The sequence below is a fragment of the Pseudoxanthomonas winnipegensis genome (assembly GCF_030322905.1).
Taxonomy (GTDB): Bacteria; Pseudomonadota; Gammaproteobacteria; order Xanthomonadales; family Xanthomonadaceae; genus Pseudoxanthomonas_A; species Pseudoxanthomonas_A winnipegensis.
On record NZ_CP095475.1, the window covers coordinates 2,177,689 to 2,190,118 of the forward strand.

At 67.9% G+C, this 12,430-nt stretch carries 11 protein-coding genes; 5 read left to right on the forward strand and 6 right to left on the reverse strand.

All coding sequences use genetic code 11. The annotated features are described in order from the left end of the window. Positions 1-8 precede the first annotated feature (8 nt). Both MWN52_RS09700 and ppsR read right to left on the reverse strand, forming a co-directional pair. Positions 9-503, reverse strand: a complete 495-nt coding sequence (locus MWN52_RS09700) for a DUF1249 domain-containing protein (protein ID WP_130518411.1) — start codon at positions 501-503, stop codon at positions 9-11. A gap of 146 nt (positions 504-649) precedes the next feature. Further along, a complete protein-coding gene (gene ppsR / locus MWN52_RS09705) occupies positions 650-1,471 on the reverse strand; it encodes a posphoenolpyruvate synthetase regulatory kinase/phosphorylase PpsR (RefSeq protein ID WP_130518795.1) in 822 nt (273 codons plus the stop codon). A gap of 154 nt (positions 1,472-1,625) precedes the next feature. Here ppsR and ppsA point away from each other — a divergent pair, with 154 nt between their 5' ends. Both ppsA and MWN52_RS09715 read left to right on the forward strand, forming a co-directional pair. Beyond that, complete coding sequence (ppsA, locus tag MWN52_RS09710) at positions 1,626-4,001, forward strand: phosphoenolpyruvate synthase (protein ID WP_286577631.1); 2,376 nt, start codon at positions 1,626-1,628, stop codon at positions 3,999-4,001. Next, the gene (locus MWN52_RS09715; protein WP_425608119.1) at positions 4,001-4,963 is read left to right on the forward strand and encodes a mechanosensitive ion channel family protein; all 963 of its coding nucleotides are present in this window, start codon (positions 4,001-4,003) and stop codon (positions 4,961-4,963) included. The genes ppsA and MWN52_RS09715 overlap by 1 nt, the downstream gene beginning before the upstream one ends. 503 nt (positions 4,964-5,466) lie before the next feature. Here MWN52_RS09715 and orn read toward each other — a convergent pair. Next, positions 5,467-6,036, reverse strand: coding sequence for an oligoribonuclease (gene orn, locus MWN52_RS09720; protein WP_286577633.1), 570 nt, complete (start codon positions 6,034-6,036; stop codon positions 5,467-5,469). A 333-nt stretch (positions 6,037-6,369) separates the two neighbouring features. On the opposite strand from orn, the gene MWN52_RS09725 reads away from it, so the two are divergent. Beyond that, the gene (locus MWN52_RS09725; RefSeq protein WP_286577634.1) at positions 6,370-7,416 is read left to right on the forward strand and encodes an acyltransferase family protein; all 1,047 of its coding nucleotides are present in this window, start codon (positions 6,370-6,372) and stop codon (positions 7,414-7,416) included. Positions 7,417-7,450: 34 nt separating this feature from the next. Here the strand turns inward: MWN52_RS09725 and tadA are convergent, their stop codons facing one another. Then, positions 7,451-7,960: a tRNA adenosine(34) deaminase TadA gene (tadA, locus tag MWN52_RS09730; protein WP_286577635.1), complete on the reverse strand. Its 510-nt coding sequence runs from the start codon at positions 7,958-7,960 to the stop codon at positions 7,451-7,453. A gap of 319 nt (positions 7,961-8,279) precedes the next feature. Here tadA and MWN52_RS09735 point away from each other — a divergent pair, with 319 nt between their 5' ends. Beyond that, positions 8,280-8,894 (forward strand): superoxide dismutase, encoded by a 615-nt coding sequence (locus tag MWN52_RS09735; protein WP_130518400.1) that lies wholly within the window; start codon positions 8,280-8,282, stop codon positions 8,892-8,894. A 97-nt stretch (positions 8,895-8,991) separates the two neighbouring features. On the opposite strand, the gene MWN52_RS09740 is transcribed toward MWN52_RS09735, so the two are convergent. Together MWN52_RS09740 and MWN52_RS09745 are read right to left on the reverse strand one after the other, a co-directional pair. Continuing rightward, positions 8,992-9,810 (reverse strand): formate/nitrite transporter family protein, encoded by an 819-nt coding sequence (locus tag MWN52_RS09740; protein WP_286577636.1) that lies wholly within the window; start codon positions 9,808-9,810, stop codon positions 8,992-8,994. Positions 9,811-10,004: 194 nt separating this feature from the next. Beyond that, complete coding sequence (locus MWN52_RS09745; protein ID WP_286577637.1) at positions 10,005-11,159, reverse strand: MFS transporter; 1,155 nt, start codon at positions 11,157-11,159, stop codon at positions 10,005-10,007. A 286-nt stretch (positions 11,160-11,445) separates the two neighbouring features. Here MWN52_RS09745 and MWN52_RS09750 point away from each other — a divergent pair, with 286 nt between their 5' ends. Further along, on the forward strand, positions 11,446-12,366 hold the full coding sequence (locus MWN52_RS09750; protein ID WP_425608120.1) for a LysR family transcriptional regulator: 921 nt from the start codon (positions 11,446-11,448) through the stop codon (positions 12,364-12,366). The last annotated feature ends 64 nt before the right edge of the window (positions 12,367-12,430 follow it).

Sequence of the window (12,430 nt, forward strand, 5' to 3'; positions counted from 1 at the left end):
CGCCCGCCTCAGGCGAGCGCGGACGCCTCGGCATCGACCGCGTCGACGCGGCGCAGGGTGGCCACCCCGTGGCCGCGCTCGGACAGATACTCCAGCCACTTGCCCAGGAAGGTGTTCATGCGCATGCGGTGGCTGATCAGCTCGGCCGGCGGCGGGAACAGCCCGATCACGTCCTGCCAGCGCCGCCCGACGTAGCAGTGCGTGGCCTCGGCCTGGCGCGCATCGCGGTACACCCGCACGAACGCCGACGGATCCGGCTCGCCGGTCTGCGGATCGATCAGGCCGTAGGTCAGGCGCAGCTCGACCGTGTAGCGGTGGGTCTCGATCACGTCCACGCGCAGATCCAGGCCATCGCCGATGCTGGACACGTACTGGCCCGGCGCCAGGTCGATCGGAGCGAACAGCCGCGCCAACCGGCCGTAGTTTTCCGCGTACAGCCCCATCAGCCAGCCGAAGCGGCCCAGCTTGGGGAGGTGCGCGGCGCGGGAGAGCGTCAATGCCATGGGGGGATCCTACACGCTGGCAGGCGCATGCGGCAGCATTGACGCCCGGTGGGTTGTGCACCTAACGTGGAGGTCCGCCCGCGCTTTTCCAACCGCCGGGCCGGCACCGTTTCCAGCGCCGTAAAGCCGGGCAGATGCCAGCGGCTTCAGAGCATTTCGCGCTGCAGGCCCAGGGTGGACATCACCTTGCTGGCGATTTCCTCGATCGAAGTGTGCGTGGTGCTCAGCGTGGGCAGCCGCTCGGTGCGGAACATGTCCTCCGCCGCGGCGACCTCGCGTTTGCAGGTCTCGAACTTGGCGTAACTCGAGTTGGGCCGGCGCTCCTGGCGGATCTGGCACAGCCTGTCCGGGTCGATGGTCAGGCCGAAGAGCTTCTTGCGGTACGGGCGCAGCCTCGCGGGCAGCCGGTCGGTTTCCAGATCCTGGTCGGTGAGCGGGTAATTTGCCGCCTTAACCCCGTAATGCAACGCCAGATAGACGCAGGTGGGCGTCTTGCCGGCGCGCGACACCGCGACCAGGATCAGGTCGGCCTCGTCGTAGTTGATCGCCACGCCATCGTCGTGGGTCAGCGCGAAGTTCATCGCGTTGATACGGCGGTGATAGGCCTCGAAATTGACGATGCCGTGCGCCTGGCCCACGCGCGACTGGCGCACCGCGCCCAGTTCGCGCTCCATCGGATCGATGAAGGGCGCGAAGACATCGAGCATCAGCGCACCGCTGGAGGCCAGCGCCTGGGCGATGGAGGGATCGACGATCGAGTGGATCACGATCGGGCGCGCATCGTGGCGCAGGCCCGCTTCGCGGATGCGTTCGATCGCATCGCTGGCTTTTTCCGGATCGTCGACGAACGGAATCCGGTCGGTGATGAATGAGAAACCGGAGAACTGCGTGAGCAGGCTATGCCCAATGGTTTCAACGGTGATACCGGTTCCATCCGAGACATAGAACACCGGCCGGACACTCGACATTGCCTTCATCCTGTCTGTTGAAACTGAAAACCCCGCCAATTCAAGCTTGTGATGCTTGTTTTGGCACTGCATCATAACCGCCTTTCCCCCTAGGACGCGGCCCGACGCTGCAACCCCACCGGGTGTGGCAACGGCTGCTATCGGAGCGTAGCGCTTGAACCAGAACATCCTGTGGCTGCATGAGCTTGGCTTGTCGGATTTGGCCCGCGTGGGCGGCAAGAATTCCTCGCTGGGCGAGATGATCGGCAACCTGGCCCAGCTGGGCGTGTCGGTGCCTGGCGGCTACGCCACCACGGCAGAGGCGTTCAAGGACTTCATCGCGCACAACGATCTGTCCAAGCGCATCTTCGACAAGCTCGAGACGCTGGATGTCGAGGACGTCGGCGCGCTGACTGCGGCCGGCAAGGAGATCCGCGGCTGGGTCATCGATGCCCCGCTGCAGCCCGAGCTGGACAAGGACATCCGCAGCGCCTACGCGCAGCTGTCCGCCGAGAACGGCGGCGGCGATGTGGCCGTGGCGGTGCGTTCGTCGGCCACCGCCGAGGACCTGCCCGATGCGTCCTTCGCCGGACAGCAGGAGACCTTCCTCAACGTCACCGGTGCCGACGATGTCGTGCACAAGGTCAAGGAAGTCTTCGCCTCGCTCTACAACGACCGCGCGATCGCCTACCGTGTGCACCATGGCTTCAAGCACGAGGACGTGTTCCTCTCGGCCGGCGTGCAGCTGATGGTGCGCTCGGATGTGGGCGCATCGGGCGTGCTGTTCACCCTGGACACCGAGTCCGGCTTCCGCGACGTGGTGTTCGTCACCTCCTCCTTTGGCCTGGGCGAGATGGTTGTGCAGGGCGCGGTCAATCCGGACGAGTTCTACGTCTACAAGCCCACGCTCAGCGCGGGCAAGCCGGCGATCCTGCGCCGCTCGCTGGGCAGCAAGCAGGTGCGCATGGTCTATTCGGATGTGCCGGGCGAGCGCGTGCGCATCGAGGACACGCCGGGCGAGTTGCGCAACACCTTCTCCATCAGCGATGAGGATGTGCAGGAGCTGTCCAAGCAGGCGCTGATCATCGAGAAGCACTACAAGCGCCCGATGGATATCGAATGGGCCAAGGACGGGGTCAGCGGCAAGTTGTTCATCGTGCAGGCGCGCCCGGAGACGGTGAAGTCGCGCAGCCATGCGACCCAGATCGAGCGCTTCGCGCTGTCGGCCAAGGGCGCCAAGGTGCTGGCCGAGGGCCGCGCGGTGGGCGCCAAGATCGGCGCCGGCGTGGCGCGCGTGGTGCGCTCGCTGGAGGACATGGACCGCGTGCAGCCGGGCGATGTGCTGTTCGCCGACATGACCGATCCGGACTGGGAGCCGGTGATGAAGCGCGCCAGCGCCATCGTCACCAACCGCGGCGGCCGCACCTGCCATGCCGCGATCATCGCGCGCGAGCTCGGCGTGCCGGCCGTGGTCGGCTCGGGCAATGCGACCGAACTGGTCCAGGACGGCCAGGAGGTCACCGTCAGCTGCGCCGAGGGCGACACCGGCTTCATCTACGACGGCGTGCTGGAGTTCGAGCGCACCACCACGGACCTGGGCAACATGCCGCCGGCGCCGCTGAAGATCATGATGAACGTCGCCAACCCCGAGCGCGCGTTCGACTTCGGCCAGCTGCCCAATGCCGGCATCGGCCTGGCGCGCCTGGAGATGATCATCGCCAGCCACATCGGCATCCATCCCAAGGCGCTGCTCGAGTACGACCAGCAGGACGCAGCGACCAAGAAGAAGATCGACGCCAAGATCGCCGGCTACGGTGCGCCGGTGGACTTCTACGTCAACCGCCTGGCCGAGGGCATCGCCACGCTGACCGCCTCGGTCGCGCCCAATCCGGTGATCGTGCGCCTGTCGGACTTCAAGTCCAACGAGTACGCCAACCTGATCGGCGGCACGCGCTACGAGCCGGAGGAAGAGAACCCGATGATCGGCTTCCGCGGCGCCAGCCGTTACGTCGATCCCTCCTTCACCGATGCCTTCGCGCTGGAGTGCCGTGCGGTGCTGAAGGTGCGCAACGAGATGGGCCTGGACAACCTCTGGGTCATGATCCCGTTCGTGCGCACGCTGGAGGAAGGCCGCAAGGTGGTCGAGGTGCTGGAGGCCAATGGCCTGAAGCAGGGCGAGAACGGCCTGAAGATCATCATGATGTGCGAGGTGCCGTCCAACGCGCTGCTGGCCGAGGAGTTCCTGGAGATCTTCGACGGCTTCTCGATCGGCTCCAACGACCTGACCCAGCTCTCGCTGGGCCTGGACCGCGACTCGTCGATCGTCGCGCACCTGTTCGACGAGCGGAATCCGGCGGTCAAGAAGCTGCTGTCGATGGCGATCAAGGCCGCGCGCGCCAAGGGCAAGTACGTGGGCATCTGCGGTCAGGGCCCCTCGGACCATCCCGACCTGGCCGAGTGGCTGATGAAGGAAGGCATCGAGTCGGTCTCGCTCAATCCCGATACCGTGGTCGATACCTGGCTGGCGCTGGCCAAGACCAAGGCCGCATGATGGGGGCGATGCACACGCTGCTGGCCGCGACGACCGCCGCGCCGGCACCGGCCAGGGCGGCCGGCGCACCGGCGTTCGACTGGAGCACGGTGGACTGGGCCGGGATCCTCCTCAACTGGGGGATCGCGCTGGTCATCGTGGTGGTGGGCATGTGGCTGTCCAAGCGCCTGAGCCTGGCGCTGGAGCGTGCCCTGACCCGCGCCAGCGTGGAGAGCACGCTCAGCAGCTTCCTGCGCAATGTGTCCTATGCGGTGCTGCTGGTGCTGGTGTTCGTCAGCGCGCTGACCAAGATCGGCGTGCCGGCGACCTCGCTGGCCACCGTGCTGGGCGCTGCCGGCCTGGCCGTCGGCCTGGCGTTGAAGGACTCGCTGTCCAACATCGCCTCGGGCGTGATGCTGATCGTGCTGCGGCCGATGCGCGACGGCGACCACGTGGTCGCGGCCGGCCAGGAGGGCATCGTCGATGAGATCCGCGTGTTCCAGACGCGCATCCGCGCCTTCGACCAGCGCGTGATCACCCTGCCCAACAGCACCATCACCACCGCGCCGATCATCAACTACTCCACCCTGCCCACGCGCCGGCTGGAGATCACGGTGGGCGTGGGCTACGACGACGACCTCAAGCAGGCCCAGCGCATCCTGCTGGAGATCGCCGAGCAGAATCCGCTGGTGCTGAAGGACCCCAAGCCGTTCGTGCAGGTCACCAACCTGGGCGAGAGCAGCGTGGACCTGATGCTGTTCGCCTATGCCAGCAACGGCGATTTCGGCAGCGCCAAGAGCACGGTGATCGAGGCCATCCGCAACCAGCTGCTGGAGCAGGGCCTGTCCATCCCCTACCCGCAGCGCGATCTGCATGTCTATCACCACGACGCCGACGGGCGTCCGCTGGCCGAGGTGCTGACCAAGGCCGTGAGCGACGATGGCGATACGGGTGCGGGGCCGGGTGCGGCCAAGGGCAATTAGCGCGCGGCTTCATCGTGTGAGTTGAACAGCAAGAAGGCGGCCAAGGCCGCCTTCCTGCTGTCTGTAGCTGGGTGGGAGCAGGTGTCTCCTCAAATCTCGCGGCGGTCCGCCTGTAGAGCGGAGCTTGCTCCGCTGGGGCTTTCCCACGAACTGAACGAAGAGCAGCGGAGCAAGCTCCGCTCTACAGGTGGGAGCCGCCCGTGGCGGCGACGGGCTTTCCCCGGTTTCTCGGCCCTCCCAGCTGTACCCAGAAGTCAGACTTCCCTTCCTGAGGAAACTCACACCCGTCGTTCCCGCGAACGCGGGAACCCGGCGTCTTGATCCACCGCGCGAAAGTCCCTGGATTCCCGCCTTCGCGGGAATGACGGTGGGAAGTGGCTGGCGTCTGTCAGTCGCCGCCCTTGTGTGAGCCGCCATGGCGGCGATGGGGCTCTACCGGGAAAGCCTCATCGCCGCCATGGCGGCTCACACTGAGCTAAGTTCGCCGCGAGATTGCAGCGTGCTCAGCCCTGCTCTGGCAGCGCCAGCTGCGCCAGGTAGCGGCGGTAGTGGCGCAGTTCGGCGATCGAGTCGTGCACGTCGCTCAGAGCGGTGTGCGAGGACTGCTTCTTGACGCCCTCCAGCACCTGCGGCGCCCAGCGCCGCGCCAGTTCCTTGAGCGTGCTCACGTCCAGATTGCGGTAGTGGAAGTAGCGCTCCAGGCGCGGCATCAGCCGGTGCAGGAAGCGGCGGTCCTGGCAGATCGAGTTGCCGCACATCGGCGAGGCGTTGGCCGGCACCCAGCGCGCCAGGAATTCCACGGTCGCCGCCTCGGCCTGGCCCAGGGTCACGGTGCTGGACACCACCCGGTCCCACAGCCCGGAGCGCCGGTGCTGGTTGCGGTTCCATTCGTCCATGCGCTCCAGCGCGTCGAGCGGATGGGCGATGGCGAACTCGGGTCCCTCGGCCAGGATGTTGAGCTGGGAATCGGTCACGACCGTGGCGACTTCCAGGATCGAATCGCGGTCCGTGTCCAGTCCTGTCATCTCAAGATCGATCCAGATCAGGTGGCTGGCGTTGAGGGCTGTGGTCATGGCGAAGAAGTGAGCGGAACAGTCGTTCATCATAGCGCAGGGCTTCTGCGCGGCCGTCGGCGCGGGCTGTCCGGTGCAGGGACGCGCTCGCGTTATGGACGATGCAGATCAGCCATTACGGAGCCCGGCGTGCGCAACCCGCCTTACTTGCAGCCCGCGGCGGACGCCGGTGCATTGCCCAAACGTCCTATCCCCGCAGCGACGCGTCAGCGCGACGGTGGAAATGTGGGAGCCGCCATGGCGGCAACGGGGCTGTATCGGGAAAGCCTCATCGCCGCCGTGGCGGCTCCCACGGAAGCGGAACGGCGCGTTGCGAGCGTCGGCAAGGAGCACATGCCGGCGCTGGATGGCGTGCGCGGGCTGGCGGCGCTGGCGGTGGTGGTCTCGCATCTTCCGGGCAAGTCGTCGGCCTGGGACCGGGTGAACTTCGGTGCGTGCGGGGTGCTGCTGTTCTTCGCGCTCAGCGGCTTTCTGATGGCCTACCTGCATCTGCACCAGGACTTCAATGCGCAGGCGGTGCGCCGCTTCTGCGTCGCGCGGGTGGCGCGCATCGTGCCGCTGTACTACCTGGTGGTAGTGCTGTCGTTCCTGGTCTCGCACTTCGTCCACCAGGGCTTCCACTACCAGATGGATGCGGCGCAGCTGGTGCGGCATCTGGCCTTCGTCGGTTCGGTCGGGGTGTTCTGGTCGGTGGGGCCGGAATTCCAGTTCTATGGCTTCTTCGTGCTGCTCTGGGGGCTGACGCTGCTGCGGGGCACGCCGCGGACCCTGGCGCTGGGCGCGCTGGGGCTGTTCGTCGTGGCCAGCTACCTCACCTCGCCTGCCCTGCCCGGCGTGCTGTTCGTGACCAAGCTGCATATCTTCCTGGCTGGCGTGGCGGTGGCCATGCTGCGCTGGCGCCTGCTGCAGCGCCAGGCGCTGTTGCGGCCTGCGACCATCGGCGGCCTGCAGCTGCTGGCCTGCCTGGGCGTGGTGCTGCTGCTGATCCCCTATCAGCACATGCTGCTGCCGCTGTTCCCGGCCGCCGAGGTCGCGGAGCATGAGCACTGGTACTACTCCGATCTGGCGCGCACGCTGATGGCGGCCCTGGCGGTGCTGGCCTTCTCCTTCCGCACCCGCGCGTCGGACGCCTTGCTGGCCAATGCCGCGGTGCGCGAGCTGGGGCGCATCAGCTTCTCGCTCTACCTGCTGCACATGCCGGTGCTGGACGCGATGCAGGCGCTGGGCCTGTTCGGCCATCTCAATCCATGGGTCGCCGGCATCGGCTGCGTCCTGGCGAGCGTGGCGCTGGCCGCGCTGGTCAATCGGGCGATCGAGACGCCTGCGCAGCGCTGGGTAACCCGCCGGCTTGGCGCCTCGCATCCCGTGCCGGCGGGCTGAGGGAGCCGGATCGGCGACACGGCCGGTCCGACGGTCAGTCCAGCAGCGGCCTGCCGCGTTTGGCGCGGAAGTAGTTGGTCAGGCGGCGGCCCGCCTCCTCGCCCAGCACCCCGCCGGTGACCTGCACGCGATGGTTGTGGCGCGGGTCTGCGAGCAGGTCGAACACGCTGCCGGCCGCGCCGGTCTTGGGATCGGAGGCGGCATAGACCACGCGCGCCAGCCGGGCATGGACCATGGCCATGGCGCACATCGCGCAGGGTTCGAGCGTGACGTAGAGCGTGCAGCCCACCAGCCGATGGTTGCGCAGATACGCCCCGCCCTGGCGCATGGCGACGATCTCGGCGTGCGCGCTCGGGTCGTGGTCGCAGCGGTTGCGGTTGCCGCCCTGGCCGATGCAGTGGCCGTCGGCATCGATGAGCAACGCGCCGACCGGGATCTCGTCCAGCTCGTGCTGAGCCTGATCGGCCACGGCGAAGGCCTGACGCATCCAGGCTTCGTCCTGGGCATCGGGCGCGCGGGCGATGGCCTCGGCGGCGGGATCCATGACGACACGGTCTCTTGAGGGGGACGAGGGCGCGATTCTACGCGGCGCCCCTGCGCCGTTCACGCCGCGCTACCCGGATGCGGCGACAATTCGACCTGCACCAGCACCGCTGACGTGCGGCCCCGGGCCAACGACCCCGCCGCAGACGCAACGCGAATGCCGCCCACGCGCGGCCCCTCCAGCGCAGCGTCATGATCGATCAGCCCTCTCCTTCGACTCCGGTTCTCCAGGCAAGTCCTGCACTGCGTCTGGCGGCCGGTCGTGGCCCGGCGCGCTCGATCCGGCCTGCCCTCCCGATCATCCACCCCATGGAGGCACCATGAGCTACACCCTGCCCGATCTCCCCTACGCCTACGACGCGCTGGAACCCAACATCGACGCCAAGACGATGGAGATCCACCACAGCAAGCACCACCAGACCTACGTCAACTCGCTCAACGCGGCGGTGGAAGGCACGCCGTGGGCCGAGCTGCCGGTCGAGGAACTGGTGGCGCGCATCGGCGAGCTGCCCGACAAGCTCAAGGGCCCGGTCACCAACCATGGCGGCGGCCACGCCAACCATTCGCTGTTCTGGACGGTGATGTCGCCCCAGGGCGGCGGCGAACCCAGCGGCGAACTGGCCACGGCGATCGACGCCGAGCTGGGCGGCTTCGAGGCGTTCAAGAAGGCCTTCACCCAGGCGGCGATCACCCGCTTCGGCAGCGGCTGGGCCTGGCTGTGCGTGGACAAGGCCGGCAAGCTCAGCGTGGAGAACAGCGCCAACCAGGACAGCCCGCTGATGCAGGGCCTCACGCCCATCCTGGGCCTGGACGTGTGGGAACACGCCTACTACCTCAAGTACCAGAACCGCCGGCCCGAATACATCGAGGCCTTCTACAAGGTGGTCGACTGGAACGAGGTCGCGCGCCGCTACCAGGCCGCCAGGCAGGGCTGAGTTGTTGCGGCGGGCGCGCTGCGATGGCGCGCCCACCGCTTCCATCGCGTGCTGCGGGACGCGGCCTGGTCGCGTCCCGCATCCGCAAGGCGGCTCGCTACTCCACGTCCGCCTTGACCTGCGCGTGGCTCATCAGCGCGAAGATGAAGGTGCCGCCGAGCACGTTGCCGACCAGGGCCGGCAGCACCACGCCGACGATCGAGGGCCAGACCTGCGCCTGGCCGAGCAGGATCACGTACATCACCTCGATCGTACCGACCACCACGTGCGCCACGCCTGCCACGCCCATCAGCCAGGTCACGATCACGATCATCGCCAGCTTGTTCTGTTCGATCGCGTGCAGCATCCACACCAGCGTGGCGATCAGCCAGCCGGCCAACACCGCGGTGCCGAAGGTCGTGGCCAGCGGCACCTGGCCCAGGTGCAGGCCGATCTCCAGCAGCGCCTTGTCCACCTCGGGCGTGAACATCGGCAGCCAGGCGAACACCGCCGCGGCGATGAAGCCACCCACCAGGTTGCCCAACAGCACGATGCCCCACAGCCGCAGCAGCCGTCCCAGGCTGTACAGACTGAAGTTGCGCATCACCGGCAGGACCGGGGTGATGGTGTTCTCGGTAAACAGCTGCTGCCCGGCGCTGATGACGAACACGAAGCCCAGCGCATAGCCGGCGGCCTCGATCAGGAACGCGGCCGGCGCATCCGGCAGATACGCCTGCAGCAGCGCCCGGCCGAGGAAGGACATGCTCATCGTCATGCCCGCGGCGATGGCCGACCAGAACAGCGCGAAGAAGTCGCGCGCCAGCTCCTTCTCGCCCTGCCGGCTGATGCGCTCGTGCACCGCGGCCGCCTTGGACGGCGCGCGTTCCTCGAGCTCTTCCTCGCGGACATTGTCCAGCTCCGCGACCGGTTCGGCCATGGCGGTGATCCAGAGTGTGGGGGCGCATATCGTAGGGAGTGGCGCTGTCTGGACAGCGTGCACGGCGACCCGGCCGTCCTTCGTTCCGTTCCCGTCTCGGGCATGGCACGGCAATGGCGGCGGCGATGCAGGTTCGGTGTCGCCTCCCCTGCCCAACCGCCCCCCGCCACGTCCGCGTTTCCAGCGCGCCGCACTCAGGGCTGGCTTATCCGCCAGGGCCTCCGTGCCAGCACTGCGAAAGCGGCCAACGCCGCGAACAGCCAGCCGCTCCAGACCGTCCCCTGCATCCCGAATGCATCGATGAAACCGCCCCCGACCGCCGCGCCCAGCACCACACCGAGGTTGGCGGCGGAGACGAAGAGGCTGGTAACGAACTCGGGCGCGTCCGGCGCGGCCGAGGTCATCCAGAGTTGGCTGACGATCAGGCCGCTGGTATGCGCGGCGCCCCACAGCAGGCAGAGCGGCAGCATGATCGCCAACGAGGCCGATGCGTACGTCAGCAGCACGCCATAGGCGGCCGCCAGGACCACGGGATAAACCAGGACGGTTGCGGCCAGTCGATGGCCCAGCGCGCGTCCGGCCAGCAGGTTGCCCAGCACGCCGCCGACCCCGAACACGCCCAGCAGCAGGCCGATGGCCTCACCGCCCAGGTGCGCCCGTCGCGCCAGGTATTCGGCGGCGTAGCTGTAGACCGAAAACATCGCGGCGAACACGCACACCGTCGTGGCGACCGACAGCCACACCGCCGGCCTGCGCAGAACCGCCAGCACCGTCCCCGGAGCATGGGGCCTGGCATGATGCCTGGGCGGCAGCATGCTCCACACGCCGACGGCGGCCACCAGGCTCACCGCGGCGCAGAAGTAGAACGAGGCCTCGTAGGACAGCGTGGCCTCGATCCAGGTCGCCAGCGGCACGCCCAGCACCAGCCCCAGCGTGGTGCCGAGAAAGGCCATCGAGGTGGCGTGCGCGGCGCGCTGCGGCGGGTACAGCGACACGGCCGCAGCGAAGGCCGCCGAGAAGAACACCGGATGCAGCAGGGCCGAGGGCACCCGCAGCGCCATCAGCGCGCCGAAGCTCGGCGCCCAGGCCGACAACAGGCTGCACAGGCTGAAAACCAGCAGGCAGGCGGCCAGCACCTTGCGCCGGTCCAGGCGCGAGAGCCACAGCACCATGGCCGGCCCGCACACTGCGACCACGGTCGCGAACAGCGCCACCAGCCCGCCGGCCTGGGCCACGCCGACACCGTAGCGCTGGACCACGGCCGGCAGGACGCCGACCACGCCGAACTCGACCACATACAGGCCGAACAGGCCCAGCGCGATGAAGAACAAGGGCCGGGTGCCACTCATGGCCGCGCCTTGCACTGGCGTGCGGACAGCGCCCGGCATGCGGCGGCGCACGCCGGCGTGCTGATGGCCTGAAGACCCTCGGGCAGATGCGCAGGGAGAGCACCCTGGGGTTGGAGGAGTACGGAATGCGTCATGGCAGCGCCTCGATCGGGTGGGCAATGCCGCGACGATAGGAATGCCTTGACTGGAGAAAAAGCGGGCTACAGTTCCTCGATGTGCGGAATCAAATGTCCGCAATCCTCGAGGAGAGCCGATCGTGGAAAGCCTGACGGGCTTTGCGGTGTTCATGCAGGTCGCCGAGACACGCAGCTTCGTCGCCGCCGGCCGGCTGCTGGGGGTGTCGGCTTCGGCCGTCGGCAAGCGCGTGGCGCGGCTGGAGGAGAAGCTGGGGGTGCGCCTGTTCCACCGCAGCACGCGCAGCGTCACCTTGACCGCCGAGGGCCTGCTGTTCCTGGAGCGCAGCCGCCGCATCCTGGCCGAGATCGAGGCGGCCGAGCTGGAGCTGTCGCAGGCGTCGGCCGCGCCGCGCGGCCGTCTGCGGGTGAGCCTGCCCCTGGTCAGCTCGCTGGTCCTGCCGGTCATCGGCGATTTCATGCGCGCATATCCCGAGATCGAGCTGGACCTGGACTTCACCGACCGGATGGTCGATGTGGTCGAGGAAGGCTTCGATGCCGTCGTGCGCACGGGCCAGCCGGCCGACTCGCGCCTGTCGGCCCGGCGCCTGGGCAGCTTCCAGATGCGGCTGGTGGCCTCGCCGGACTATCTGGCGCGCCGCGGCACGCCGATGACGCCCGCCGATCTGCGTGGGCACACCTGCCTGCACTATCGCTATCCCAACAGCGGCAAGCTGGAGACCTGGGCGCTGCGGCGGGCCCCGGGCGAACCCGAGCTGCAGCTGCCCACTTCGATGATCTGCAACAACATCGAGGCGCGCCTGTGTTTCGCGTTGCGGGGACTGGGAATCGCCCACCTGCCGGATTTCGCCATCGATGCGCTGTTGGCCGAGGGGCGACTCAAGTCGATTCTCACCGAGCATGTGGAGCGCAGCGGGGTGTTCCACGTGCTGTGGCCGGCAGGCAAGCATCCCTCACCCAAGGTCAGGGCCCTGGTCGACTTCCTGTGCGCGCGGGTGTTTCCGCAGACCGAGCGCAGTCCGCCTAGGCTGGGCGATCGGTCCAGTCGGCGGCCAGCGCTGCCGTCTTCGTGAGCTCAGCGCACTCAAGGTCCCCATGCGCATCTTCGATCTGCGCATGGTCGAGAACGGGAAGAGT